The following is a 26571-nucleotide window of genomic DNA, read 5'->3' as shown; positions in this document are numbered from 1 at the left end:
CAACTGATACATGGCCGATACGCGGGCACTACGAGGCGGATGAACGCCGGGCCCAGAGTGTCCGGCATGAAGAAGCGACTGGCCGTCTGCGGCCTGCTGGGGCTGGCGCTGCTGGCGGGGTGCGGTGCAGAGAGTACGGCTGCCGCCCCGGAAACCGGGGCGAAGGACAAACGGCACGAGCGGGAAACACTGATCGCGGACTGCATGAAGCAGAAGGGCTTCAAATATGTGATCCACGTGCCGCCGTTCAAGCAGTCCGACCTTCAGAAGCGCGTGGCGAGCGGCGACTACGCGAGTTTGAAGGAGGTCCGATCCAAGTATGGGTTCGGGGCCTTTTCCCGGTTTGTCTATAAAGACGAGGGGGGCGAGCCGGAGAGTAAGGACCCCAACGGGGCCATCAAGGCGGGGTTGGACAAGGGGCAGCGGGAGGCGTACGAGCTGCGGGCGAAGACCTGCTACACCACCGCGGTCAAGCAGGTCTTCGGCTTCGAGGTCAAGTCCTTGGCCGACTTCTCGGACATGACGGCCAAGGAGATCGAGAGGGTGGACAGGGAGCTCAACGGCGACGCCAAGCTCAACGAGCTGGCCGGGCCGTTCGCGCGGTGCCTGACCGGCAAGGGGGAGAAGGTCAGCTCCGGCAAGCCTCTCGACCTGGTCAACAGGGGTCCGATGGAGTGGGAGGAGCTGGTCGCGAAGCAGAAGGAGCCGTCGGCCGCGGTGGCGCGGCCGTACCTGGTGAGGGAGATCAAGTCGGCGCTGACCGACCTGGAGTGCGGCAAGGAGTTCTACGCCGCGTTCAACCCTCTGAGCACGCGGCTCAACACCGAGGCGCGGCTGAAGTTCGGCTTCCTTCCGCAGTCGTGAGGAAGAAGAAGCTGCTGGCCGTGCTGGCCGGCGTCGTCGTGGTCGCGGGAGCGGGCTGGGGGGTGAGCACGCGGCTGCGCTCGCCGGCGGACGAGGCCGCGCTGCGCACGCCGCCCAAGCCGTCGCTGGTCACCGCGCTGGTGGAGCGCCGCAAGCTGGTCAGCACCGTGATCGTCGCGGGCACTCTGGAGTACGGCTCGCCGCAACCGATCATGCTGGCCGGAGTCGTCGGCGGCAGCGAGACGCTTCAGCGCGCCACCCGCGCCCCGGTGCCGGGAAAGGTCAGGGACGGCGGGACGCTCATGGAGGTGAACGGCCGCCCGGTCTTCGCCTTCACCGGCAAGGTGCCGATGCACCGCACGCTGGCCCCGGGCACCAAAGGCGACGACGTCCGGCAGTTGCAGCGGGCGCTGCGGGTGCGGGTGTCGGGGGTGTTCGATCCGGCCACGGTCGCGGCGGTGACGCGCTTCTACGCCAAGAAGGGGTACTCCGCGCAGCAGCCCACGATCGAGGCCAGGCAGCGGCGTGACGAACTTCGCCGGGCCGTACAGGCTGCCCAGGAAGTGCTGGCCGACCAGCGCAAGGCCCTGGAGCAGGGGCAGGACGTGGGGCCGCTCAAGCTCAAGCTTGCCAACGCCAAGCAGGACCTCCGGGACGCCGACCAGGCCCTGGACGAGGCGGCCCGCTTCACCCCCGAGGACGCGGCCAAGGTGGAGGCGGCCGAGGCCGCCGTACGGACGGCTGAGGAGAAGCTGCTGGAGGCCGAGCAGGAGGCGAGCCGGCCGGAGCCCAGCCCCACGCCGACCCCGTCGGACGGCAGGCTGAAGGAGCTGCGCGTCGCCAACGCGCGCGCCGACCTGGACGCCGCGCACCGGGCGCTCGACCGCGTCCGGGTGGAGGCGGAGAAGGCGCGCGAGCGGCGGCTGACCGAGGCGCGCAAGGCGGTACGGCTCGCCCGCGAGGCCCTCGCCACGGCCGGCCAGACGTTGCGGCAGGCCAGGCAGTTGTCCCCGGTCAAGCTCAAGGTGGCGGGCGCTCAGAAGGATCTGGCCGCGGCCAGGTCGATCCTCGCGGAGTACACGCTCACCTACGGCACGACCGTCCCCGCGGGAGAGGTGGTGTTCCTGCCGAAACTGCCGGCCCGGCTGCACAAGGCGGCGGTCAAGGCGGGCGGGCTGGTGGACAAGGCGTTCGCCACGGTGACGAGCTCGACGTTCGTGGTGTCCGGCTCGGTCGAGGCGGCGGAGGCGAAGTTGTTGAAGCACGGGCTGGCGGCGGTCATCGAGACCGAGGCGGGCAAGGCCATTCCCGCCACCGTCAGCTCGGTGGGAGCGGGCAAGGCCAAGCTCGGCTCGGAGGCGGTGCTGATCACGCCCAGGTCGATGGCCGGGCTCAAGGGCCTGTCCGGTGCGGGCGTCACCGTGCGGGTGACGGTCGGCGCGACGCGGGAGAAGGTCCTGTCGGTGCCGGTCGCGGCCGTGGTCACGGCGGCGGACGGCCGGCCGCGGGTGCAGGTCGAGGTCGGTGCGGACCGGACGAAGGAGGTCGAGGTACGCACCGGGCTGACCGCCGACGGCAACGTCGAGGTCACCGGCGAACTCGACGAGGGCGATCGGGTGGTGGTCGGCGGTGCCTGAGGCGGTGATCGAGCTGACCGGGCTGACCAAGGAGTTCCCCGCCGACCCGCCGGTGCTCGGGCTGTCGCGGGTGTCGTTGCGCGTGCACGCGGCCGACTACGTGGCGGTGGTCGGCCCGTCCGGATCCGGCAAGTCGACGCTACTGAACGTGCTCGGCCTGCTGGACCGCCCCACCTCGGGCAGCTACCGGCTGGACGGAATCGAGACCACCTCGATGCCCGACAGCGCGCGGACCAGGCTGCGCGGCAGCCGTATCGGCTTCGTCTTCCAGTCCTTCCATCTGCTCGCGCACCGCAGCGTGGTGGAGAACGTCATGCTGGCCGAGGTGTACGGCGGGCGCGAACGCAAAAACCGCAGAACCCGCGCCCTTGAACAACTGGACCGGGTCGGCCTGTCACACCGGGTGGACTTCCCGCCCGAACGGCTGTCCGGCGGCGAACGCCAGCGCGCCGCCATCGCCCGCGCCCTGCTCGGCGAGCCCTCGCTCCTGTTGTGCGACGAACCGACCGGCGCGCTGGACAGCAAGAACACCGAGGCCGTGCTCGCCCTGTTCGACGACCTGTGCGCGCAGGGGATGACGATCGTCGTCATCACCCACGAGAACGAGGTGAGCGGCCGGGCTCAGCGCCGGCTGCGGATCACGGACGGAGCGCTCAGTGAAGATCCTTGACCTGTGGGCCGAAGCGTCGGCCGGCCTGCTGGCCCGTCCCGTCCGCTCGGCGCTGACCGCTTTGGGGACCGTCCTGGGCATCGCCACCCTCGTCATCACGCTGGGCACCGCCGCCACCGCCGGCAACCAGATCGTCGGCCGCTTCGACGAGCTGACCGCCACCTCCGTCACCGTGGACGTCCCGGCAGACGACCATCCGCTGGTCGGGTGGGGCGACGTGGCGGAGGTGACGCGCCTGCGCGGGGTGACCTCGGCCGCCGCGGTGGCCGAGGCCAAGGAGAGCGCCAACATCAGCGTCCGGGCCAACGAACTCGTCGATCCGAGCCGGATGACCGAGCTGACGCTGACCGTGGTCGCCAGCAGTCCCGGGCTGCCCGCGGCGGTCAAGGGCCGCATGGTCCAGGGCCGCTACTTCGACGCCGGGCATCTGGCCCGCGGGGACAAGGTGGTGGTGCTGGGCGAGCGGGCGGCGCAACTGCTCGGGGTGACGCGGCTCGACCGGGCTCCGGCCGTGTTCATCGGGACGCACGCGTACACCGTCATCGGGGTGCTCGGCGACCTGCGGCGGGAGAAGAGCCTGGGCAGCGCGGTCCTGCTGCCGCCCACCATCGGCCAGCGCTTCGGCCTGCGCGAGGTGACCCGCGTGCTGATCAACACCAGCATCGGCGCGGCCGACCTCATCGCGAAGCAGGCGCCGCTCGCGCTCAGCCCCGGCAACGCCGCCATGCTGCAGGTGACCGCCCCGCAGAGCCCGACCAGGGCCCGCGACGGGGTCGAGAACGACGTCAACGCGCTCTTCCTGATCCTCGGCCTGGTCTCGCTCGTCGTGGGCGCGGTCGGCATCGCGAACGTCACGCTGGTCACGGTCATGGAACGCGTCACCGAGATCGGCCTGCGCCGCGCCCTGGGCGCGGCCCGCCGCCACGTCGCCGCCCAGTTTCTGCTGGAATCATCGCTGACCGGCCTCACGGGCGGCGTGGTCGGCGCGTCCGTGGGGGTGGTGGCGATCGTGGTGATCTGCGCGATCAAGCAGTGGACCCCCGTGCTGGACGTACGGCTGGCCGTCGCGGCACCGGTCGCGGGGGCACTCGTGGGCCTGCTGGCCGGCCTCTACCCAGCCCTGCGCGCCGCCAGAATGGAACCCGTAGACGCCCTACGCTGACACCGCGACGGTCGCCGAGGTGGCCGGGGGTCAAGGGTGGGTGAGGCGGAGGCGGAGCCAGGTGGTGAGGCGGGCGTCGGGGGTGGAGAGGTCGTAGCCGGAGGATTCCAGGCGCCGCAGCCGGTAGCGGAGTGTGTTGGGGTGGACGGCCAAGGTCGCGGCGGCGGCGCGGATGTCGCCGTGGGCCTCCAGCCAGGCGGTGACCGTCTCCTCGCCGGCGGGCGGGGTGAAGGTGTGGAGCAGGAGGTCCGGGTGGGCGGACAGCAGGGATTGGAGTTCGATGAGGGCGGCGGCGGGCCGTACCTCGTCGATGGTGGCCACCCGCGCGCCCGAGGAACGCAGGACGGTGAGCACCAGGTCGGCGTGCCGCAGGGAGGCGGTCAGGGTGTCGGCCGTCGCGAGGGAGCCCACCGCGGCGGTCAGGTGGTGGCGGGGGGCCAGGCGGCGGGCCAGGTCGGCGGCGGTGTCGCGGGCGGTGCGGAGGTCGGGCGCCGGCAGGAGGCAGTAGACGGTGTGCTCGCGCAGGACGCAGGCGGCCGAGCGGCGGTAGGCGTCCAGATAGGTGGCCACGGCGTCGAGCAGGTGCTCGGGCTGGCCCTGTGAGGTGATGGCCAGCACCGCCAGGCCGGTACGGGGCAGGCCCAGGCGGCGGCAGGCGGCGGCGTCGCCGTCGAGGGCGTCGCCGACCAGGCGGCCGCGGCGTTCGCGGTCGGCGTCGCGGGCGGTGCGGGCACGCAGCAGGTGGGCTCCGGCCAGGCGGGCGAACTCCTCCGCGAGCACGAGGCGCTCTTCCGGCAGCCGCTCGTGGCCTTCGAGTATCCAGAGCATGCCGAGCGGCTCGGGTCCGCTGCGGATGCCCACGCCGATGCGCCAGACGCGCTGTTCCGGGTGGTCGAACGGCTCGCCGGTGTGGAAGCGCAGCGCCTGCTGCGTGGTCAGGAGCAGGCGGCGGGTCTCGCGGGGGGCGTTGGAGGCGGGCACGGACTTGGTGAGGATGACCTGGCGCTGGAGTTCGTCGTTGACCTGGCCGGGCACGGCCGAGTACGCCAGCAGCCGCCATTCGGTGTCCAGGATGCCCACGGGCCGGTCGAACGTCTCGGCGATGACGTTGACCAGCGCGTTCAGGTCGCCGAGCGGCACGCTGCCGAGGTCGCGGCCAGGCGCGCCGAGCAGGCCGGGGGCGGAGATCAGGCTGTCGCCGAGCAGCACGGCGTCCTCGACCATCGTGTGCAGGAGGCTCCACGGCATCTGTGTGTGCAGCGCGACCAGGGCGATCCCGGCCGCGCGGGCGGCGGGCGCCAGCCGTTTCGCGGCGGCGACGTCGGCGCGCACCACCGCCGCAGCGGCGCCGGTCAGGCCGTGGAGCGTCGCCTCGGCGTCCGGCGATCCGGCGGTCAGGCCGACGAGCAGGACCAGCGTTCCCGGGCGGGGTGCCTCGTCGAACACCGGGTCCAGGATGGCGGGGCCTGACACCGGCACGTCCACGCCGTGCGGCGCCTCGACGACCGTGATGTACTGCGGGCCGATCCGCTCGATCACCTGGGCGAGCGACGGCTCCAGATATTCGACCTGCTCCATCCTTGAAGTATCGGCCAAGGAAATGGATGCCTCATCGTCGGATCGGCCAAAGATTTATCCCGTTGGCGGGCGCGGGCCGTGTGCCTAGGATCGCTGATCATGGTCACCAAGCGCGCGGAACTGCTCGTCCACCAGCTCGACATCGCCTGGGCGCTGTTCGAGTACCACCTCGACGGACTCGACGACGAGGCGGCGCTGTGGGAGCCGGCCACTCACAGCTGGAACGTCCGGCTCGGCGCGGACGGGCGCTGGGTGGCCGACTGGGCCGACAGCGAGCCGGACCCCGTTCCGGCGATGTCGGCCGGCTGGGTGATGTGGCACATGGGCTACTGGTGGACGACCACGCTGGGCCACTGCTTCGGTGACGGCGCTCCGGAGCGCGAGGAGATCGTGTGGCCGGGCGGCGCCGCCGCGGCGGCCGGGTGGCTGCGCGGGCTCAAGGACGCCTGGCGCGAAGGGCTGCTCGGGCTCACCGACGCCGAACTCGACTCCGGCGACAAGGTCGCGAAACTGCCCTGGGGGCAGGGCCAGACGATGGCGAGCGTCGCCGGATGGCTGATCGTGGAGCTGACGAAGAACGTCGCCGAAGTGGGGTACGTCCGCATCCTGCGCGCGGCTAGCTGACGCCGCCCCGGCGGGCGATCAGCTGCTCCACGCCGTCGAGCAGCAGGTTGAGGCCGAACAGGAAGTCGCCGTCGTCCACCCAGCCCTCGGCGCCGGAGAAGACGCCGCCGCGCACGGCGGCGGACAGGGCGGGGTAGGTCGCGGGGTCGAGGACTTCGGCGAGCGCGGCGCCGAACTCGTCGGCGCCGGAGATCCCGGCCTTCTCGTACGCGGGATCGCCGGCCCCGTAGACCACGGCGGCGTCGGTCAGCGCGTACCCGGTCAGGGTGCTGGCCACGTTGATCCGCTCACCGTCGTCCAGCCCGGTGCCGTCGAGGGCGACCAGGACGCGGTCGAGCCAGAGCAGCCGGCGCGGGCCCATCGGCGGCACGAACGGGCTGATCGCCAGCACCCACGGGTGGTCGAGGATGATGCCGCGCTGGGCGCGGGTCCAGGTGGCGAGGTACTCGCGCCATGGCCGCCCCGCCGGGTCGGGCGGCAGCGGCGCCACGGCGTCGGCCATCGCGGTGAGCAGGTCTTCCTTGCTGCCGACGTAGCGGTAGAGCGCGGTCGCCGCCACCCCCACGCGGGAGGCGACGCTCGCCATCGACACCCCGCCGATGCCGTCGGCGTCGGCGAGTTCGATGGCGGCGGCGGTGATCATGGCCAGGTCGAGTCGTGGCCGCGGCCCCCGGCGCGGCGCGGGCTCGAGGCCCCACATCCGCTCGATGACGGGGGGCAGTGACCGTTCCTGGTCCATTGAGGTCCTCCCTTGACGCACTCCTAGGATTCTGCATTATCTTAAAACTATGAACGTAATACACAGTAGGCCATTCACAGATGCCATCGTGGCGCGGGGGCTGATGAAGTCATTCGGGGACACGCGGGTGCTCGGCGGGATCGACCTGACCGTGCCCACGGGCTCGCTGCTGGCGCTGCTCGGGCCCAACGGGTCGGGGAAGACGACGACGGTGCGCATTCTGACCACGCTGCTGGCTCCGGACGGCGGCAGCGCGGTCGTGGGCGGGCACGACGTGGTGCGCGACGGCGCCGCCGTACGCCGGGCCATCGGCCTGACCGCCCAGCAGGCCACCGTGGACGACCTGCTCACCGGCAGGGAGAACCTCGAACTGTTCGCCGGCCTCTACCACCTCGGCCGCCGCCAGGGCCGGCGGCGGACGCAGGAGCTCCTGGAGCGCTTCGACCTGGCCAACGCCGCCAACCGCCGCGCGGGCACCTACTCGGGCGGCATGCGCCGCCGCCTCGACCTGGCGGCCAGCATGGTGTCGGCGCCGCGCATCCTGTTCCTCGACGAGCCGACCACGGGCCTGGACCCCCGCAGCCGGGTGGAGCTGTGGGCGGTGATCCGCGAACTGCTCGCCGCGGGGACGAGCATCCTGCTGACCACGCAATACCTGGAGGAGGCCGACCAGCTCGCCGACCGGGTCGCGGTGATCAGCGGGGGCCGGGTCGTGGCCGACGACTCCCCCGAGGCGCTGAAGCGCCAGGTGGGCGCGGAGCGCCTCGTGCTGCGCCTGGCGCCGGCGGACCTGCCGCGCGCGAGCGCCCTGCTCTCCGCTCCGGGGGGCGCGGATCCGGCGGAGATCACGCTGGCCGTCCAGGGTCCCGACCACCTCCGGCACACCTTGGACGAACTCCATCGGGCGGGCATCCCCGTCGAACGCGTCGAGCTGCGCACGCCCACCCTCGACGACGTCTTCTTCGAGCTCACGGCGGTGGCGGCATGAGCGCGCCCCTGACCGCCGCGGCCGACCTGCGCCGCCTGGTCGGCCGCGACCTGCGCCGCGAGCTGCGCACGCCGGACAGCCTGATCGTCAACCTCGCGCTGCCGGTGATCATCATGGTGCTGTTCGTGTACGTGTTCGGCGGCGCGATCACCACGGGGTCGAGCGGGCTGGACTACATCGACTTCGTCGTGCCGGCCGTGCTGCTGATGTCCGGCGGGTACGGCGCCGCCCTCACCGCCGTGGCCATCGCCGACGACCTGACCGGAGGCATGATCGACCGCTTCCGCACGCTCCCGATCAGCGGCTGGGCGGTGCCCGCCGGGCACGTGGTGGCCTCGGTGGTGCGCAACGTGGTGGCGACCGCGATCGCGCTGGCCGCCGCGGTCGCGCTCGGTTTCCGGCCATCGGCCTCGCTCGCCGAGTGGGCACTGGTGCTGGCGCTGGTGACGGCGTACATCCTGGCGATGTCGTCGCTGGCGGTGATCTGGGGCCTGACCGTGCGTTCGACGCAGGCGGCGGGGGCGTTCAGCTTCATCGTGCTCTTCCTGCCGTACCTGTCCGACGGGGTGGTGCCGGCCGAGACGATGCCGCCGGTGCTGCGCGACTTCGCCACCCACCAGCCGATCACGTCGGTGGTGGACACGCTGCGCGCGCTGCTCCTGGACCAGCCGATGGGCTCGTCGGCGGCGGTGGCGGCCGCCTGGCTCGGGGGCGCGGTCGTGGTCAGCATCCCGATCGCGGCCGTCATGTTCAGGCGGCGGACCGCCAGGTGATCTCACCCCCAGCCGACGCCGCGTCTGGGGGTGAGACGGGCCGAGAGCACCGCGACGGCGATCAGGGAGTAGGCGACCGCCAGCGCGGCGCACATGGCCAGGTCGAAGAACCACTGCCCGGAGGTGTGCGCCCACAGGGCCTCCCGCTCGCCGGGCAGGCCGGTGAGGGAGGCGGCGGCGGCCAGGCCCCAGCGGTCGGGCAGCAGTGCCGCGGTCACGGCGAGCGCGCCGCCGCCGGACAGGTCCGCGGTGGAGCCGTTCAGGGCGATCTGGGCGACCGAGGTGAGGGTGACGGCGAGCACGGCCTGTTCCAGCTTGCGCACCGAGACCGAGATGAGCAGCCCGAGTGACATGGCCGACACCGACAACACCGCCAGCACCAGGAAGAGGTCCAGGGTGGGCGTCGTCCACAGGGACGCGGCCGGTCCCGGGCGGATCCCGGTGAACACCAGCGCCATGATCAGCGCCTGAAGGATCGCCACGGCGGCGAAGACCTGCCATTTCGCCGCGAGCACGGCGGTGACCAGGACGCCGGTGCGGTGTTCGCGGGTGATCGTACCCATCTCGGCGACGATGTCGCTGTAGGTGAGCGCCTGACCGCTGAGCATCGCCAGCGTGGTGAGCAGGCTGATCGCGGTGACCGCGTCGCCCGAGGCGCCCTTGCCGAGGCCGTCGGGGCCGGTGACCCAGGCGGCCAGCGCCGCGGAACCGGCCGCGACCAGGAACGGCATCAACGCCACCGCCCATCTCCTGACCGGCCCGGTCGAACCGGCCCGTACGCCGCGGGTGGCCAGCAGCGCGACCTGGCGCGACAGCAGCACGCGCCACTGGCGGGCGAACGTGGCCGGTGGCCGCCGGCGCTTGACGCGCGGGCCCGGCCGGGCGCCGGCGCCCTGGGCCCGGATGTGGGCGGCGGCGTCGCGGGCTTCGGCGTCGGCGCGGCGGCTGCCGTACCGGAGGGCGAAGGCGTCGGCCTGAACGTCGAGGTCCTTCATCAGCGCGGCCCAGCGCGCGCGCTCGAGGTCGGGCAGGACTCGCTCGGGCGGGCCGTAGAAGACGGGTCTGCCCTGTTTGACCACGACGAGGACCTGGTGGGCCTGGCCGAGGTGTTCGACGGCGTGTGTGACGATCATGACGGTGGCCTCGTGGGTCTCGGCGTAGTCGCGAAGGAAGGTCATCACCTCGTGGTCGAGCCCGGGGTCCAGCCCCGAGGTCGGCTCGTCGAGGAGCAGGAGGGTCGGCTTGTTCAGCAGCTCCATCGCGATCGACACGCGGCGCTGCTGGCCTCCCGACAGGGCGCTGACGCGGTGGTGGCGGCGTTCGTCGAGCTTGAGGTCGCGGCAGACCTCGCCCACGCGCGTCCCCGCGCGCCGGCCCGGCCCGCGCAGGCGGTAGGCGTAGCGCAGGAGCTGGTCGACGGTGAGCGTGGCCAGCAGGTCCGTGCCCTGCGGCACGAACCCGAGCCGCTCCCTGATCTGCGGCCCGTGCCCGGCCAGTGACAGCCCCTCGAAGTACAGCTCGCCCGCGCTCAGCGGCAGCTCACCCAGCAGCGCGCTGAACAACGAGCTCTTGCCCGCCCCCGACGGCCCGAGTATCGCCAGCAACGTGCTCTCCGGCTGCACGAACGACATGTCCCTGATCCGGTAGTACTGGTCGGTGCTCGCCTCCAGCCCGAAGGCGACGACCTTGCGTTCGCCGAGCCTGCTGACGTCGAGCGCGTCGAGACCGGGCAGCACGTAGTAGCGGTACTCGCCGAAGTCGAAGTGGTCACCCGGCGCGAGCATGGCCTCGCGGACCGCGCCGCCGCCGATGTAGGGGCCGTTGCCCCGGCCGAAGTCACGCAGCCGCAGGTGCTCGCCGTCGCGGGCGAGGCGGAAGTGCCGGGGTGCCGCATAGGGCTCCCCCAGCCGGTACGGCCGCGCCGAGTCGGCCCCGAACACGTTCTCCCCCGGCCGCAGGGCGATGCGGAAGGCCGGCGGGCGTACCGGCTCCACCTCGACCGGCGGCGCCACCGTGGCCGCCCTCCTGACCCAGGCCGGCGCCTGCCCGCCGAAGCGGAGCTGGTCGGCGACCCACGCCTTGTCCGGGTGGAAGCGCAGCAGGGAGCGGAGGTAGGCGTCGAGCCTGCGGCCGTACAGGCGTTCGGCCAGCCGTACGCGGGCCGAGGCGACCTCCAGCGACTGCTCGCGCAGCGCCTCGGTCCGCACCCGGTCGGCGGTGGCCGCGTCGAGCGCGGCCTTGGCGCGCGCGGCCGCCTCGCGGGCGGCGGCGAGCCGGCGGGCGCGGTGACGGCGGCGGCGCTCGCGTACGGCGGCGTCGTCGAGCCCGGTGTCGCCGGGGCGCCGCTCGCGCTCCTCCTCGGCGGTGAGCGGGCGTTCGAGCGCGGCCACCCTGGCGTCGGCCAGGCGGCAGGTCTCGCGGGCGGCCTCCTCGCGGGAGCCGGCCTCGGCGATCAGGCCGGGCAGGGGCGCGATCTGGCGCTGGTGGCGGACGTACTCCTGGTGGTAGACCTGCTGCGCCTCGCCGATGATGACGTCGCGGTGCGGCGAACTGATCGGCTGGGGACGCGGGGCCTTGGGACGGTCGGGGATCTGGCGCAGGCCGTCGCGCAGGCCGTGCCACCAGTCGCTCCAGCGGGTACGCACGTCGTAGGCGAGCGGTTTCATGGTTTCTGGCATTGTTCCCGCCGGATGACGACCTTGCGGTTCTGGTTGGCCTTGGCCGGGTCGAGCCGGCCGTCGGGCAGGGTGTCGTCGACGTGGTCCGGCCAGTCGGTGGCGACGCCCCTGGCGGTGATCTTGTTCTCCGGGACGCCCAAGGAGACGAGGATCTGCTTGACCTTGTCCGCCCTGGCCTGGGACAGCGGGCGGTTGATCGCGTCGCCGCCCTCGGAGGAGGTAGTGCCGATCAGCTCGACGGGCCGGTCGGCGCCGGCCAGGTCGGGGGCGAGCCCGCGCAGCGTGGCCGTGGCCGCGGCGGGGTGGCGGAAGTCCGCCCTGCCGCGGATGAAGCCGACGTCTCCGGCGTTCCGCAGGACGACGTCGCCGCAAGGCCGTACCGGCGTCGGCGTGGGCATGGCGATCGTCGCGACCGGGGGCAGTCCCGGCATGGCCGAGGGCTGGCCGGGGCCCCTCGTGATCTCGGCGCAGGCGGCACCCGCCGCCGTGGCGGCCTTGGTCCAGATCTCGCCCAGGTTCTCGCTCACCCTCGGCGGCAGGTCCACCTGCGGGTCGGCGGCCAGCCCCAGCCCGTCGAACAGCACGCGCCGCCCGGTCAGGTCGGGCAGCAGCTTGCCGCCGACGAGGTGGTCGGTGAGGTCGTCGGGGTCGGCGTCCAGGACGCCGTCCTGGGTGAAGTCCAGGTCGCCCGTGGTGGCCAGCGCGGAGTCGACCACGACGATGCTGCCGCCCTCCCCCGCCATGCGGGCGGCCACCTCCAGCGCCTTGAGTACGTCCGCCTCCGCCTTCACGGCCTTGGCCTGCGCGTTGATCGCGGCGGAGATGTCGGTGACCCGCCGGTTCACGCTCGCCTCCAGCGCGGGCGTGTTGGCGGCGGTGGAGGTGAACCGGGTGGAGTAGATCGGCTGCGGGTCCCCGTCGAGCCGGACGGCGTACACGCTGTGGCGGGCCATGAGGACCTTCCTGATGAGGGCGTTGAGCTCGGGAGAGATGACGGGCGCGGGCGAGTTCGACCGGGCGCCGATCACCAGCGTCAGCGAGCCGCCGTCGCCGACGCAGGCCAGCGGCCTGGCGGGCGGCTGATCCACGCCGCACCCGGTCACGACGGCCGTCATCACGATGCCCGCGAGCACGGTTCTTCTCATGGGTCCTTCTTCCAGTGCGGGCGGTGGTCGGACTGGAACATCGCGTTGGTGGCGCTGGGATCCTGGTGGTACACCGCGTGGTGGACCCGGACCATCTGCTTCAGCTCCTCGGCGAGCGCGGCGCGGGTGCCCATCTCGGCCAGATGCCGCTGCCTGGCCTCGCGCAGCTCCTCGGCGTACTGCGTGCGCTCGCTCTGCGCCCTGCTCAGCCGTGCGCTGGAGGCCGCGGCGGCCTCGGTGACCGTGCGCAGGTTGCGCATCGCGCGGGCGTAGTCGGAGCGGGCCGGATGCGTGGTCAGGTAGCCGCCGAGCGCGGCGACCAGGCCGGTCGCCAGGTAGAGCGCGAGGAAGACGCCGGCCATCCCGAGGGCGGCGGGCAGGTCGGGCGCGGCGGCGGGACCGCCGATGACGATCGCGGGCGGCTCGCCGGCGTCGCCGAAGAAGTAGCGCAGCGCCGCGGCGCCCGCGCCCAGCACCAGCCAGACCAGGAAGCAGAGCACGACCCATCGGATCCGCCGCTTGGTCCCGGCGCTCGCCTCGCGGGCCTGGACGCCGATCTGGTGGCTCAGGTACAGGGCGGTGGTGGTCAGCCCTGCCACGATCAGCGCCCCGGCCACCGGGGGCAGGTCGGCCAGCAGGATCTGCATGACCTGCCAGAACGCGGCGGCGTCCGCGCCCGCGGCCATCACCAGCGCCACCACGTGCAGGAACGTCGCCGGTGAGCGCCCGGCAAGCAGCGGCGGGTCGGCGAACCCCGGCCGCTCCGGATCCTGGCCGGCCAGGCGGTCCCTGGCCGAGTCCACCGCGGTCCTGGCGTCGGCCAGGCGGCGCTGGAGGTAGGCGTCGCTCTTCTCGTACTGGGCGAGGGCCGGCTCGATCGTGTTGAGCCTGACCACGCTCTCCACCTGGAAGCCCGCGTACTCGGCGGCGGCCTGGTGCTGCCAGGTCTCGTGCCAGGCGTTGATCAGGTTGTCCAGTGATCCCGCGGTGAGCTCGTCGGTGCCGGGCGCGAGCCGGTCGGCGTACGACTGGGTCAGCACCAGATGTCCCGCCCGATCGACCGGCGTCGGCCGGAAAGTGTTGCGGGACGGTGGCGGCGCGTGCGCCTCCTGGAACGGCATGCCGCCCAGGCCGGTGATGCGCAGGTCCCGCCTGCGCAGCCACCACCGCCTGAACGCCTGGAACACCCTCATGCGCTCTCCGTCGGTTCGTCGCGGATCCATCGGGGCAGTTCGGGCGCGCTCAGCTTGAGCAGCAGGTTGAGCAGCCCGGGATCGGGGTGCCGGGCCAGCAGCCCGGTCAGGTACACCGCGCGCCGCCGCCGGAAGTGCTCGTGCACGCGCAGCGCCCGTGCCCGCGCCACCTGAGGCCGCAGCGCCCGCCTCTCGGCGAGCGAGACGGCCCGCTCCGTCTGCTCGTCGAGGCGGGCGTGCAGGTCCTCGAAGGCGCGCAGCGCCCGTAGCCGGGCGTTCTCTCTGGCGGTACGGCGGCGCCGTTCGATCAGCGCGTCCGGATGGGTGAGCGGGTCGAGCTCGGCCGGTCCCCTGCGCAGGTCGTCCTTGGTCAGGGGCCGCGCGCACTCCTCCACGGCCAGGTGCAGCCGGCGCCTGGCGTCCTCCAGCTCCCTGGCCAGCGCGTCCTTGGCGGCCTCGGCCTGGCCGTGCCGCTCGCCGAGCCTGGCCAGCTCGTCGTCCCTGGCGACCCGCTCGGCGGCGATGCGTTCGAGTGCCTCGCTGGTCAGCATGGCCAGGTAGGCGGTCTCTGGTGCGGGCGCGCCGTCCTCGCCCTCCTCCGCCACGTGGCGGAGAAGCTCGGCCAGAAGCTTGCGGCGGCCGTCGCGCTTTCCCGCGGAGTGGTCGGCGCGCCGCGTTTCCGGCGGGTATGGGATGGCTTCCTCGGGAGGGCCTGCCCAGCTCGCCGTGTCACCTATATCACCCATCAGGCTTTTCTCTAACTTTAGGTCGATGTGACCTTATCAACCGGGCGATGTTTAGGTCAAGCTGACCTTAGGTATTCTCTAGGGGTGTCCAAGTACGACGGGACGGCGCCGGTCGCGGTGACGGTCGATCTGGTGATCTTCACGCTCCGCGAATCCGCCCTGCAGGTCCTGCTCATCGAGCGCGGCAAGCCACCGTTCATGGGCGGGCTCGCGCTGCCGGGCGGGTTCGTCCGCGACCACGAGGACCTGCGCGGGGCCGCGCTGCGCGAACTGGGCGAGGAGACCGGGGTGGACGGCGGCAAGCTCCATCTGGAGCAGCTCCGCACCTTCGGCACGCCGGGCCGTGACCCGAGGGTCCGCACCTTCACCGTCGCCTACCTGGCCCTCGGACCCGACCTCCCCGCTCCCGTGGCCGGCACCGACGCCGCCCACGCCCGCTGGATGCCCGTGGCCCAAGCCTTGTCGCCCTCCGTCGAGCTGGCCTTCGACCACCAGGCCATCCTGCGGGAGGGGCTGGACCGGGCGCGGGGCAAGCTGGAGTACACGACCGTGGCGGCGGCCTTCTGCCAGGAGCCGTTCACGCTGGCCGACCTGCGGCATGTGTACGAGGTGGTGTGGGACCTGGACCTCGACCCGAGCAACTTCCGGCGCAAGGTCCTGAAGGCCGACGACTTCGTGGTTCCCACCGGGGCGTTCCGGGCTCCGGAGGTGGGCCGGCCCGCCGAACTGTACCGCCGCGGCCGAGCCGAACTCCTCTACCCGCCCATGGTCCGCACCACCACCCCACCCAACCCCACCTGACCCACCCCCTGCTCCGCCACCCGCGCGCCACCACCCCACCTTCCGCCACCCGGCGCGCCACCACCCCGAAGGCGTCGGCCACCCACCCGGTCCCTCGGGAGGCCCCATCCGCCCGGCCCCGGAGGCCGCCGGCTGGTCGCCGGTCGGCGAACGCGCGCCCGGCGGTGGGCCGGATCGGGCGCGCAGGTCAGCGGGTGCACGCCGGGCGCTGACAGCCGGACGACCGGCGATGGGCGCTCGCCGGGGGTGACGGCGGCCGGGGCGGGGTTGGCGGTCACGGGCGCGTGGTCGTGGGGTGGGTGGTCGCAGGGGGGTGCGCTCGCCCGGGGGTGACGGCGGCCGGGGCGCGGGTGGGTGGTCGCAGGGGGTGGCGGTCGCGGGGTCAGCGGTCGCGGGGTGGGCGGTCGCGGGGTGGGCGGTCGCGGGTGGGTGGTCGCGGGGTGGCGGTCGCGGGGTGGGCGGTCGCGGGGTGGGCGGTCGCGGGGTGGCGGTCGCGGGGTGGGCGGTCGCGGGGTGGCGGTCGCGAGGTGGGCGGTCGCGAGGTGGGCGGTCGCGGGGTGGGCGGTCGCGGGGTGGCGGTCGCGAGGTGGGCGGTCGCGGGGTGGGCGGTCGCGAGGTGGGCGGTCGCGGGGTGGGCGGTCGCGGGGTGGGCGGTCGCGGGGTGGGTGGTGGTGGAGGGGTGGGTGGGGCCTTGGGTGGTGGGTGGGTCAGGTGGGGTTGGGTGGGGTGTCGAGGGCGCCCAGGGCGATCAGGTGGAGGACGAACTCGGCGGCGTTGCGGGCCGCCCTCGCCTGGTGGCGCTTGGTCTTGCCCACTCCCCAGTCGCTGATCGCCTTGATGACGATCCAGTCGGCCCGGTGTTTCGCGGCGGCGGCGTACACCCCGGCTCCTTCCATTTCGCCGCCCAGCGCGTCGGGGTGGGCCGCGATCAGGCGGTTCCGTTCCTCCTCGGAGTTGAGCAGCGTGTTGCCGGAGAGCATGACTCCTATGTGGGGCTTCATGGCGTCCACCGCGTAGCAGCCGTTGAGCAGCTTGACCGACGGCTCCGCGCGGGCGCCCCTCGGGATCTCGACCGGGCCCGACTCGCCGTCGACGATCTTCTTGAGGTCCAGGACCCGGAGCTGGCTGGCGACCAGTACGTCACCGATCCGCTGCGGGCCCTTGCGCAGCCCGTAACAGATGCCGGTGAGGATGACGTAGTCCGGCCGCAGGTCCTCGATGAGGGTCTGGGCGGTGAGCATGGCTCCGGCGGTGGCGGTGGTGCCGGGTTCGGATCGGGCGAGCAGGATGGTGGCCTTGCCGACCACGCCGAGGTCGAAGACGACGTGCGGGCCGTGGAAGTCCACCTCGGGCGCGTGTTCGGTGTGCGCGCGCACCACCGCCTTGACCTGCTCGTACTCCACGCTGGTGGCGACCAGGAGCAGTACCTTCGTCGTGGTGTCCATCGCGGTGAGCTCCTTGTCGAGGTTGGCGCGGCGACGGCGGTGGGCCGCCAGGTACCAGCGGCCCGCGGTCAGCGTGACCAGGACGCCGGCGAGGGCCATGACGCTGGTGAGCCAGCCGACGACGACCGCCTGGGGCGTCTGGGGGCTCAGGCCGGGCGGGTCGGTCAGCAGGACGCGCTGGGACAGCCAGCGCACGGCCGCCCAGTAGGTGGCGGGACGGCCGGCGCAGTCGTTCCCGCAGGCCTCGGCCTCGAAGTCGGCCACCGGCAGCGCCCCGCAGAGCACGACGGTGATGCCGGCGAACACGTACAGCAGGAAGCCGGAGGTGGCGTCGCGTTCGGTGGGCTCCTGGGGGCGCGGCCGGGGCAGGGAGATCAGGAACGCCAGGCCGTCCCCCTGGTCGTCGAGACGGGCGTGCCGTGCCCGGGTGAGGAAGGCGGCGCGCATGGCGTCCGTGGTGACGCCGTTCAGCACGCAGACGAGGCTGCCGCGGTCGTCGCCCCAGCCTTTGGGCAGGGCCGTGAGACGGTCCACGATCTGCCTGATCAGCAGCTCGGCGTGCTCGGGCCGCGCCTGGTGGCAGAGCGCGACGGACCAGTGCTCGTCGCGCAGTTCCTCGGTGGTGACGCGGTGGTCGCGGCCGCGTTCCACGACCGGGCGTACGGCCTTCCACAGCAGGTTGATCGTCATGGCCAGCATGACGACGGCCACATGGCAGACGGCCAGTACGGGCAGGGCGATCACCACGACCGTCAACCCGCGCTGGGCCACCACCAGCGGGATGAACGCCAGGCTGAGCACGATCATCACCGCGGGCAGGACGAAGGCGACGAGCAGGTCCCAGCGCCGGTCGGCCCGGCGTAACCACCCGCCTCTGGTGCCGGGCGGCGGGCGGCGGCCCAGCGGGGGTTCCAGCACCGCGAACTCGTTCTCTCCGCGCCAGACGAGGCGGCCTTCGAGGGCGGCGCCGTACAGCTGGAGTGACAGCGGAGTGCGGGAGCGGATGGCGCCGGAGATGCCGCGCGGCCGGGCGGTGCGGCGGACCTGGCGGCCGTGTTCGGCAGCGCGGGCGGCTCGGGCGGCGGACCTTGCCTGGGCGAAGGTCACGGCGGGCGCGTAGGCGCGGCCCGTGCCTGGACGAGGGTCAGCGTTGTCCGCGGACATGGTCGATCGTAGGCATCAGACCTGCCCGTTCATGGTGTTTCTGATGAAGTGGGCGCCCAGGATCAGGGTTCCGCTCGCCTCGACCGCGATGAGCATCATGAGTCCGGCGGAGTGCGGGGTGTTCATCCAGGCGACCGAGAGTGCTATGAAGGCGGTGAGGCAGAACAGGGTGAGGTCCACGGCGAGCTGGAGGATCTTGCGCTGCCCCCGGCGCGGGTCGCCGCGGTGGCGGTGTTCCCAGGTGAACACGCCGTCGGGCGGGTGGCCGAGCCGTACCAGCTCGGGCGTGATCGCGTGCTGGATGTGCCGTCCGATGGCGGTGATGCGGTCGTCGTTGATGAGATAGGTCCAGCCGAGGATCATGCAGACCGGCGGGAGCAGGGTGAGCATGGCGGACGCGCCCGTCTCGATGGCCCCCGCGATCACCAGGGCGAACGCGCCGAGCGAGGTGTAGACGAGGTTGTCGCGGGTGGAGATGCGCAGCCGCTGCTCCTCCTTGAGGTGCTCGTACTCCAGGAGCAGCAGGCCCGAGTCGTCCCGCATGCAGCCTCCTTCCCGTTTTAGGTCAGTTCGACTATAAGGACTGCCGTACGATAAGGTCAAGGTGACCTTTAAGGTGAGGGGTGAACCCGATGACGTGGTGGCAGGGCGAGGACGGGTCCTCGCGCGACCTGGTGGTCGTGCTGACGGCGCTGCCCCTGGAGGCCGACGCGGTCCGCCGCCGGATGCGCAACGTGGAACGCCGCCGGCACCCGTCGGGCACGGTCTTCGACGTCGGCGAGTTGCCTGACGTGCGGACCAAGGTCGTGCTCGTGATCACCGGCGACGGCACCAAAGAGGCGGCGGTCATCACCGAGCGGGCGATCGAGACGTTCCGGCCCGCCGCCGTCCTGCTGGTGGGCGTGGCCGGCTCGCTCAAGGACAGCGTCGGGCTCGGCGACGTCGTCGTGGCCAAGCGCGTGCACTGCTACTCCGGCGGCAAGGAGACGGCCGCGGGGCTCTTGTCACGCCCGCGCACGTGGGACGCGGGGTACCGCCTCCTCGCCCTCACCTACGACCTTGACGTCGACTGGCCGGATGAGGCTCCGCGGGTGCACCACAAGCCGATCGCCTCCGGCGACACGTTGCTGGCCAGTCGCAGCGGCCCGCTCTCCACCCTGCTGAACGAGCGCTTCGAGGACGCGGTGGCCATCGAGATGGAGGGGGCGGGCGTGGCCATCAGCGCGCAGCAGCGCGAGACCAACGCGCTGGCCATCCGCGGCATCAGCGACCGCGCCGACGAGCGCAAGCAGGCGGCCGACGCGTCCGGCTCGCAGGAGCGCGCCGCGGCCAACGCCGCCGCCTTCGCCGTCGCCCTCATCGCCGCCTTCGCCGGCACGCTCAGGAAGGTCAAGCCCGTGCCCGGCCACCCCGGCGGGGAGATCCTGGCGGCCAGGCTCGGCGGTGCGGTCACCAGCCTGTGCTTCGGGCCCGGCCGTACGCTGCTGGCCGCCGCGCTCAGCGGCCCGATCCGCCGCTGGCGGCTCGACGACGGCGAGGAACTGCCCCCGATCCACGCGGCCACCTGGATGCCACCGCGCTACGGCGTGCGCGTGGCCGCCTCCCCCGGCGGCGGCCCGGTCGTGGTCCGCGACGGCTACCAGCTGCGCGCCCTGCGCCCGGACGAGCCGGATCACCCGCCGGTCTCCCTGGGTGGCGTCACCTACCCCGGCGAGCTCTACTTCGCCAGCACCGCCTCCTACGCGCTGCTGTCCTGGGCCACGATCTTCCGCCTCCGCTCGACGGCGACCGGCGCCGACCTGCTCTCCTTCACCGCCGTCGCGGCCTCCATCTCAGCCGACGAGAGCACGCTGGCCGTCGCGAAGGGCCTGGTCAGCGGAGGCAGGCACGTCCAGGTCTACCGGCTGCGGCCCGGCCAGAACCCCGTGCCCACCGGGCCGCCGATCGAGCTGCACCAGGCGGCCGGCATGGCCCTGCAGATCGCGCTGTCCTCCGACGGCGCCATGCTCGGCGGCATGACCGCGCGCTGGGCCGGCGTCTTCGACGTCGAGCGTGGCGTACCGATCATGCCGAGGTCGGGCGGCGGGGACCTGTGGAGCCAGTTCTTCCCCGAGGCGATGGGCCTGGTGTGCACCCCGCGCGGGCGGCTGCTCCACATGAGCAAGGGCCGGGTGCTCCAGCTCGACGTCAACAGCCGCGACGACGCGCCCTTCCTGCCCGGCGGCGGCGGATACCGGCGCCTGGTCTTGAGCCCGGACGGGCTGCTGGCCACCGGCGACGCGTCCGGCTGGGTCAGGGTGCGTCCCTGGCAGGACTGAACTCCGGCAGCACGGCCAGCTCGGTACGCGAGCTCACGCCCAGCTTGGGGAAGGCCTTGTAGAGGTGCTGGCCCACGGTACGCGGGCTGAGGAAGAGCCGGGCGGCGATCTCCCGGTTGGCCAGCCCCTGCGCCGCGAGCTGCACGATCTGCCGTTCCTGCGGGGTGAGCGCGGCCAGCGGGTCGCGCGCGCCGGAGCGCGAGGTGGACCATCCGGCCGCGTCGAGCTCGGCCCTGGCCCGCGCCGACCACGGGTGGGCGCCGAGCCGGTCGAAGGTCTGCAGCGCCGAGGTCAACGGCGGGCGGGCGTCCACCCGGCGGCGGGCCCGGCGGAGCCACTCGCCGTAGAGCAACTGGGTGCGCGCCTGCTCGAACGGGCGCGTGTGCAACGCCAGCGCGCTCGTGAAGTGCTCCTCCGCCGGTTCGACCAGGGCGCGGCAGCGGTGGGCCAGCGCGTGCGCCCACGGCTGGTCCAGGATGGCCGTCCACTCGGCGAACCTGGCCAGCGGCTCGACCGCCCGGGTCGGCCGGCCGCAGCGCACCGCCGCCTCCACCAGGTCGGGGACGACGCGCATGGCGGAGATCTGGTTGCGGGCCCTGCCGTACAGGAGATCCTCGAAGGCGAGCAGCGCCGCCTCGGCGCGGCCGAGACCGAGGTCCAGCAGCGCCCGCGCCTCGCCGAATCCCGCGCACGCGTTCTCGTCGCCCTCGATCGCGCCCAGGTAGGCCAGCAGCGCGCCGGCCTGCGTCGCCCACTGCGGCTGGGCGGTGTCGCGGGCGATCCGCACCGCTTCACCGGCGTGGGCACGGGCGTCGGCGTGCCAGCCGAGCGCGAGCTGAGTGCCGGCCAGGTACGTCAAGGACTGCGGCAACAGTCCGACCCTGCTCTCCTCCCTGGCCTGGGCGGTGGCCCGGGTCGCCAGGTCGTGGGTCTGCCGGTCGGGCTGGGCCAGGCCCAGAGCGCCGACCAGCAGCAGCCCCCGCCGGTCGAGCGCGGCCAGCTCGCGCCCCGCTGCCACCACCTCGGGCAGCGGCGGCAGCCCTTCGGGGGGACGGCGCAGGGCGAGCGCGGCGAACCACCGGCACAGCAGGTACACCGGCGTCACCGGATCGTCCTCCGGCAGCCGCAGGCCGGCGAGCTGCCGATCGGTTCTGGCGGCCATGTCGCGGTCGCCGTCGAGCCAGACGAGCGAGGAGGCGTCGAGCAGCAGCCAGACCGCGGCACGGGGATCGTCGCCGGCGAGGCGGTCGATGCCGATCGACAGCTGCGCGTGGGCGCTCGGCAGCAGTCCCAGCCCGTAGTCGGCGCAGGCGCGCACCCGGATCAGCCGGGCGGCCAGTTCCGGGTCGGCGTAGGCGCCGGTGGCGTGCTCGGCGATGGCGCGGGCGTGGTCGAAGCGCCCGCCGTACTCGGCCGCCTCGGCGGCCAGCGTGAGCCGCCTGGCGCGGTCGTGCGCGTCCGCGCTGAGCTCGGCGGCCCGCTGGTAGGCGGCGGAGGCGGCCGCTCCGCCGCCGCGCTCGGACGCCCGTTTGGCTGTGCTCTCCAGTTCGTCGGCGAGCTTCTCGTCGGGCGCGGTCGCGGCGGCCGCCTGGTGCCAGGCCCGCCGGTCGGCGTCGCGCGGGTCGGTCAGGGCTCCGGCCAAGGCAGCGTGTACGGCCAGCCGTACCTCGTCACCGGCGGCGCCCTGAACGGCGGCCCGCACGAGCGGATGCCGGAACTCCAGGCGGCGCCCCTCGACCGTGACCAGCCCGCTCTCCCTGATCACCGCCAGGTCGGCGGCGGTGCAGCCCAGCTCGCGTCCGGCGGCCAGCACCACGTCGAGGTGACCGGTGCCGTCGAGGGCGGCCACGGTCAGCAGCGTCCTGGCGGCGGCGGGCAGGGCGTCAGCCCGGTGCTGGAACGCCTCCCGCAGCCGTCCGGTCAGCGGGTGCAGACCGAGCGACTTGGGCAGTTCGACGAGGGCCAGCGGGTTGCCGCGCGCTTCGGCGAGTACGCGATGGCGCAGCTCGGACGGCAGGTCGCCGGCGGTGGCGTCGAGCAGGCCGGCGGCGTCGGCGGGATGCAGGGCGCCGAGCCTGACCTCGGACAGGCCCGGCGCGGGGAAGCCGGGCTCGCGGGCGGCGAACAGGAGGAAGACGCCGTCGGCGTCCAGGCGCCTGGCGGCCACGAGCAGCGCGTCGGCGGAGGCGTGGTCGAGCCAGTGGGCGTCGTCGACCAGGCAGAGCAGGCCGCCGTCCGCGGCCAGTTCCGACAGCAGGGACAGCACGCCGAGCCCGACGAGGAAGCGGTCGGCGGCGGCGGGACCGAGGCCGAAGGCGCCGCGCAGCGCGTCGGCCTGGGGCGGCGGCAGGTACGGCAGGTGGCCGAGTACGGGCTGTAACAGCAGGTGCAGCCCGGCGTAAGGCAGTTCGGCCTCGGCCTCGACACCGGCGCCGCGCAGGACGCGCATCGGGCCCGCGACGGAGGCGGCGTGGTCGAGGAGGGAGGTCTTGCCGATGCCGGGGTCGCCACGCAGCACCAGAGCGCCGCCGGCGCCCTCACGGGCCTCCGCCAGCAACTGGCTCAACGCGGCCTGCTCGCCGTCGCGCCCCCACAGCACGAGTCGCAGCCTATTACCTATGAGATGACTCATTCACCACATTTCGCCCGGGAACTAATGTCGCGGCCATGACGCCTTTCCGGATCGAGATCCCGCAAGAAGCCCTCGATGACCTGCGTGAACGACTTCTCCGTACGCGGTGGTCGCCCGAGCTCCCCGGCGCCGGCTGGGATCGCGGCGTACCCGTCGACTACCTCAAGGGCCTGGCCGACTACTGGGCCAACGACTTCGACTGGCGCAAGGCCGAGGCCGAGCTGAACCAGTGGCCGCAGTACCGGACCGAGATCAGCGGCCAGACCGTGCACTTCCGGCACCTCCGCGCCGAGCGCGAGGACGCGCTGCCGCTGCTGCTCCTGCACGACAACCCCGGCGGCATCATCGGCCTGCTGGACGTCCTCACCCCGCTCTCGCGCGACTTCCACATCGTCGCGCCGACCATGCCGGGCTTCGGCTTCTCCACTCCGGTGGCCGGCACCGGCTGGACGGTCCCGCGTACCGCCGGGGTGTTCGCGGAGCTGATGGCGCGCCTCGGCTACGAGCGCTACGGCGCCCACGGCGGAGGCGGCGGCGCCAACCTGTCCATGGAGCTGGGCCGCCAGGTTCCCGAGCGGCTGGCCGGGATCCACGTCAACGCCTACGTCACGATCCCGGCCGGGGACCTGCCCGAGCTGAACGAGGACGAGCAGCGGCGGCTGGGCCTCATCCAGCACTTCATGCAGGACGGGATGGGCTTCAACATCATCATGACCACCCGGCCGCAGACCATCTCGCACGGCCTGCACGACTCCCCGGTCGGCCAGGCCGCGTGGATCGTGGAGAAGTTCAAGGAGTGGACCGACGGCAGCGCCGAACTGCCCGAGGACGCCTTCTCCCGCGACCGCATCCTGACCGAGGTCAGCACCCAGTGGTTCACCGGCACGCAGGGCTCGATCTCGCAGAGCTACCGCGACGTCTCCGAGGACCCGAACGCCTGGGGCCCGAAGGCGCCGATCACGGTGCCGACCGCGTTCGCGGTGGCGGCCAGCGACGTGACCGTACGCGCCCTGGCCGAGCAGGAGACGAACGTGGCCCGGTGGACCGAGTTCGACCGCGGCGGCGCGTACCTGGCGCTGGAGCAGCCGGACCTGCTCATCGCCGACCTCCGCGCGTTCTTCGGCTAGACCCGGAGCGGGTCGGTCAGCCGGAAGCGCATCCTGCACACCACCGCGTCGGTACGCCTGCGCAGCGCCCTGGCCAGGACGGCACCGCGCTGGTTCTGCAGCAGCCGCTGCCAGGCGTGCTCCGGCTCCACCTCGGCGATCAGCACGAACACGTGCGCCTCCGGCACCTGCCTGAGGTAGGTGACCAGCGGGTCGTCGAGGCGGCGCCGGGCGTCGAAGAGCTGGACCAGCTCGACCTCGGGATGCCAAAGCTCCCAGTCGACGACGAAGCGGCGGGCGGCGCCCTCGTCCTCGGGGTGGGCGATGTTGACGGCCACCACGCGGTCGCCGAGCGAGAGTGCGGCGGCCAGCGCGTCGCGGCTGAGCCGGTTGACCGCGTGGACCGGCACCACGACCAGCGAGCGGCGCGGGCGCGGCGGGGTGGGCGTGCGGCCGAGTTCGAGCCGCTCGCCGATCCGCGCGTACGAGCGGTTGACCCACGTCATCGCCGCCACCATCAGCGGCAGGGCGACCACGATGAGCCAGCCGCCCTCGGTGAACTTGGAGACCGTCACCACGATCGCCGCCACGCACGTCAGCACGGCGCCGAAGCCGTTCAGCGCCACGCGCCACCTCCAGCCCGCCGGTCGTTCGGCCAGCCAGTGGCGGACCATGCCGGTCTGGGAGAGCGTGAAGCCGACGAAGACGCCGATGGCGAACAGGGGTACGAGCAGGTTCATGTCGCCCTGGGCGACGATCAGCAGGATGGCGCCGGTGACGGTGAGGAAGGCGATGCCGTACCGGTGCACCTGGCGGTCGGCGCGCAGCGCGAACAGGTGCGGCAGGTTGTTGTCGGCGGCCAGCAGCTGGGCCAGCACGGGCAGGCCGCCGAAGGAGGTGTTGGCGGCCAGCGCGAGCAGCACGACGGTGGAGAACTGCACCAGGTAGAACAACCACCCGTCGCCCAGCGCCGCCTGCGTGACCTGGGCGAGCACGGTCACCCCCTCGACCGGGGCGATCGAGAACTTCTCGATCAGCGCCGCGATGCCGATCAGCATGACGGCCAGCAGCGCGCCCAGCGCGACCTCGGCGTTCTGCGCCCGCCTGACCCTGGGCCGCCTGAACGAGGGCACCGCGTTGGCGATGGCCTCGACGCCGGTCAGCGAGGCGCAGCCGTTCGCGAACGCCTTCAGCAGCAGGAGCACGCCGACCGTCTGCAGGCTTGTCGCGGTATGGCCCGGGTCGACGGCGGCCTCGCCACGGACCAGCCCGGCCACGATCACGAGCATGATCGAGCCGACGTAGATCAGCGTGGGCACGATGAACGCGCGGGCGCTGTGGGCGATGCCCTTGAGGTTGATCGCGGTGATGAGCGCCAGCACCCCCAGGCACAGCCACACGGTGTACGGCAGCAGCCCGGGTAGCGCCGAGGTGAGCGCGGCGACGCCGGCCGCCACGGAAACGGCCACGTTGAGCACGTAGTCGATGATGAGCGAGGCCCCGGCCACCAGACCGGCCCCGCGGCCCAGGTATGCCTTGGCCACGCCGTACGCGCCGCCGCCCTGGGGGAAGGCGGCGATGACCTGCCGGTAGGAGAAGGTCAGCACGGCCAGCAGCGCGGCGATGGTCAGCGTGACCGGGATGGTGAACCCGAGGCCGGCGCCGCCGGCGAGGGCCAGGACGAGCACGATCGCCTCGGGACCGTAGGCGACCGACGCCATCGCGTCGAGCGACAGCGCGGCCAGCCCGCCGATGACGCTCAGCCGATGCCGGTCACCGGGATGTTCTACTTCACAACTCACGGCCCCCATAGGAGCCCTGTCCCGACATTTCGCACAACCGGCATTTACGAGTTCAGCACGGCTTTTGTCCGGATAGCTGCGCGTCGTTGACACCTGCGGCGCGTCGCGTCAACATTTGCGGCCCGTCGCGTCGGGATCGCGTAGCGAACGCCCCCGGAGGCTCTTCTCCGACCTAGCGTCACTGTGGTACGACGCATCCCAGGAGATGAAATGTCACTCTTTGTCCCGGTCCATCAGGGCCGGTTCAGCGCTTCGCTGCGACTCTTCCGCACCGCCTCGGGAAAGGCGATCGCGGTGGCGTTCAGCTCGCCGCTGCGCCTGGCCGCGGTGCTCGGCAGCGAGCAGACCTGGGTACGGCTCAGCGAGCCCGCCCTGCGCGGCATGCTCCGCGACCTCGACGTCACCGGCGTCGTCGTCGACCCCGCGGGCGTCATGGCCCGCACCACCGCCGGAGCGGCCTGATGCGCGCCCTCGGCCACGACCTCATCGTCAGACGTGAGGAGCCG

Annotated in this window: 21 protein-coding genes; 11 read left to right on the top strand and 10 right to left on the bottom strand. The window is 72.9% G+C overall.

Annotated elements, in window-relative coordinates:
- The first annotated feature begins 66 nt into the window (after positions 1-66).
- Genes ACIBKY_RS21705 through ACIBKY_RS21690 form a run of 4 tightly spaced genes read left to right on the top strand, consistent with a single transcriptional unit; the run spans position 67 to position 4333 of the window.
- Complete coding sequence (locus ACIBKY_RS21705) at positions 67-864, top strand: hypothetical protein (protein WP_397098717.1); 798 nt, start codon at positions 67-69, stop codon at positions 862-864.
- Positions 861-2501: a peptidoglycan-binding protein gene (locus ACIBKY_RS21700; RefSeq protein WP_397098715.1), complete on the top strand. Its 1641-nt coding sequence runs from the start codon at positions 861-863 to the stop codon at positions 2499-2501. Before ACIBKY_RS21705 ends, ACIBKY_RS21700 begins: the two co-directional genes overlap by 4 nt.
- Complete coding sequence (locus ACIBKY_RS21695) at positions 2494-3171, top strand: ABC transporter ATP-binding protein (protein WP_397098713.1); 678 nt, start codon at positions 2494-2496, stop codon at positions 3169-3171. The genes ACIBKY_RS21700 and ACIBKY_RS21695 overlap by 8 nt, the downstream gene beginning before the upstream one ends.
- Positions 3158-4333 (top strand): ABC transporter permease, encoded by a 1176-nt coding sequence (locus tag ACIBKY_RS21690; protein WP_397098711.1) that lies wholly within the window; start codon positions 3158-3160, stop codon positions 4331-4333. The genes ACIBKY_RS21695 and ACIBKY_RS21690 overlap by 14 nt, the downstream gene beginning before the upstream one ends.
- 30 nt (positions 4334-4363) lie before the next feature.
- Here the strand turns inward: ACIBKY_RS21690 and ACIBKY_RS21685 are convergent, their stop codons facing one another.
- Positions 4364-5911: a PucR family transcriptional regulator gene (locus ACIBKY_RS21685; RefSeq protein WP_397098710.1), complete on the bottom strand. Its 1548-nt coding sequence runs from the start codon at positions 5909-5911 to the stop codon at positions 4364-4366.
- A 99-nt stretch (positions 5912-6010) separates the two neighbouring features.
- On the opposite strand from ACIBKY_RS21685, the gene ACIBKY_RS21680 reads away from it, so the two are divergent.
- Complete coding sequence (locus tag ACIBKY_RS21680; RefSeq protein WP_397098708.1) at positions 6011-6535, top strand: DinB family protein; 525 nt, start codon at positions 6011-6013, stop codon at positions 6533-6535.
- On the opposite strand, the gene ACIBKY_RS21675 is transcribed toward ACIBKY_RS21680, so the two are convergent.
- Positions 6528-7274, bottom strand: coding sequence for a TetR/AcrR family transcriptional regulator (locus tag ACIBKY_RS21675; RefSeq protein ID WP_397098706.1), 747 nt, complete (start codon positions 7272-7274; stop codon positions 6528-6530). The two genes, ACIBKY_RS21680 and ACIBKY_RS21675, sit on opposite strands and share 8 nt — an antisense overlap.
- A 103-nt stretch (positions 7275-7377) precedes the next feature.
- Here ACIBKY_RS21675 and ACIBKY_RS21670 point away from each other — a divergent pair, with 103 nt between their 5' ends.
- Both ACIBKY_RS21670 and ACIBKY_RS21665 read left to right on the top strand, forming a co-directional pair.
- Positions 7378-8262, top strand: a complete 885-nt coding sequence (locus tag ACIBKY_RS21670; RefSeq protein WP_397098704.1) for an ATP-binding cassette domain-containing protein — start codon at positions 7378-7380, stop codon at positions 8260-8262.
- Positions 8259-9035: an ABC transporter permease gene (locus tag ACIBKY_RS21665; RefSeq protein ID WP_397098702.1), complete on the top strand. Its 777-nt coding sequence runs from the start codon at positions 8259-8261 to the stop codon at positions 9033-9035. The genes ACIBKY_RS21670 and ACIBKY_RS21665 overlap by 4 nt, the downstream gene beginning before the upstream one ends.
- Before the next feature lie 2 nt (positions 9036-9037).
- Here the strand turns inward: ACIBKY_RS21665 and ACIBKY_RS21660 are convergent, their stop codons facing one another.
- The 4 genes from ACIBKY_RS21660 to ACIBKY_RS21645 are packed head-to-tail and all read right to left on the bottom strand — an operon-like array spanning position 9038 to position 14797.
- Positions 9038-11701 (bottom strand): ATP-binding cassette domain-containing protein, encoded by a 2664-nt coding sequence (locus tag ACIBKY_RS21660; protein WP_397098700.1) that lies wholly within the window; start codon positions 11699-11701, stop codon positions 9038-9040.
- Positions 11698-12858, bottom strand: a complete 1161-nt coding sequence (locus ACIBKY_RS21655) for an OmpA family protein (protein WP_397098698.1) — start codon at positions 12856-12858, stop codon at positions 11698-11700. The genes ACIBKY_RS21660 and ACIBKY_RS21655 overlap by 4 nt, the downstream gene beginning before the upstream one ends.
- Complete coding sequence (locus ACIBKY_RS21650; protein WP_397098696.1) at positions 12855-14051, bottom strand: hypothetical protein; 1197 nt, start codon at positions 14049-14051, stop codon at positions 12855-12857. Before ACIBKY_RS21650 ends, ACIBKY_RS21655 begins: the two co-directional genes overlap by 4 nt.
- Positions 14048-14797, bottom strand: a complete 750-nt coding sequence (locus tag ACIBKY_RS21645; RefSeq protein WP_397098694.1) for a hypothetical protein — start codon at positions 14795-14797, stop codon at positions 14048-14050. The genes ACIBKY_RS21650 and ACIBKY_RS21645 overlap by 4 nt, the downstream gene beginning before the upstream one ends.
- Positions 14798-14881: 84 nt before the next feature.
- On the opposite strand from ACIBKY_RS21645, the gene ACIBKY_RS21640 reads away from it, so the two are divergent.
- Entirely contained in the window at positions 14882-15598 is a 717-nt protein-coding gene (locus ACIBKY_RS21640; RefSeq protein WP_397098692.1) for an NUDIX hydrolase, read from the top strand.
- Between the two features lie 707 nt (positions 15599-16305).
- Here the strand turns inward: ACIBKY_RS21640 and ACIBKY_RS21635 are convergent.
- Both ACIBKY_RS21635 and ACIBKY_RS21630 read right to left on the bottom strand, forming a co-directional pair.
- Positions 16306-18207, bottom strand: a complete 1902-nt coding sequence (locus ACIBKY_RS21635) for a hypothetical protein (protein ID WP_397098690.1) — start codon at positions 18205-18207, stop codon at positions 16306-16308.
- 15 nt (positions 18208-18222) lie between these two features.
- A complete protein-coding gene (locus ACIBKY_RS21630; RefSeq protein WP_397098688.1) occupies positions 18223-18750 on the bottom strand; it encodes a hypothetical protein in 528 nt (175 codons plus the stop codon).
- Positions 18751-18839: 89 nt separating this feature from the next.
- On the opposite strand from ACIBKY_RS21630, the gene ACIBKY_RS21625 reads away from it, so the two are divergent.
- Positions 18840-20525, top strand: a complete 1686-nt coding sequence (locus ACIBKY_RS21625) for a hypothetical protein (RefSeq protein ID WP_397098686.1) — start codon at positions 18840-18842, stop codon at positions 20523-20525.
- Here the strand turns inward: ACIBKY_RS21625 and ACIBKY_RS21620 are convergent.
- Positions 20500-23124, bottom strand: coding sequence for an AAA family ATPase (locus ACIBKY_RS21620; RefSeq protein ID WP_397098684.1), 2625 nt, complete (start codon positions 23122-23124; stop codon positions 20500-20502). The two genes, ACIBKY_RS21625 and ACIBKY_RS21620, sit on opposite strands and share 26 nt — an antisense overlap.
- 68 nt (positions 23125-23192) lie before the next feature.
- Between ACIBKY_RS21620 and ACIBKY_RS21615 the strand changes: the two genes are divergently transcribed.
- A complete protein-coding gene (locus tag ACIBKY_RS21615; protein ID WP_397098682.1) occupies positions 23193-24284 on the top strand; it encodes an epoxide hydrolase family protein in 1092 nt (363 codons plus the stop codon).
- Here ACIBKY_RS21615 and ACIBKY_RS21610 read toward each other — a convergent pair.
- Complete coding sequence (locus ACIBKY_RS21610) at positions 24281-26065, bottom strand: APC family permease (RefSeq protein WP_397098680.1); 1785 nt, start codon at positions 26063-26065, stop codon at positions 24281-24283. The two genes, ACIBKY_RS21615 and ACIBKY_RS21610, sit on opposite strands and share 4 nt — an antisense overlap.
- A gap of 210 nt (positions 26066-26275) precedes the next feature.
- On the opposite strand from ACIBKY_RS21610, the gene ACIBKY_RS21605 reads away from it, so the two are divergent.
- Entirely contained in the window at positions 26276-26527 is a 252-nt protein-coding gene (locus ACIBKY_RS21605; protein WP_397098678.1) for an SAV_915 family protein, read from the top strand.
- Positions 26528-26571 lie beyond the last annotated feature (44 nt).

Source organism: Nonomuraea sp. NPDC050394 (assembly GCF_044459065.1).
Taxonomy (GTDB): domain Bacteria; phylum Actinomycetota; class Actinomycetes; order Streptosporangiales; family Streptosporangiaceae; genus Nonomuraea.
Note: the sequence above shows the minus strand (reverse complement) of the source record. Positions and strands in the feature narration are given on the sequence as shown.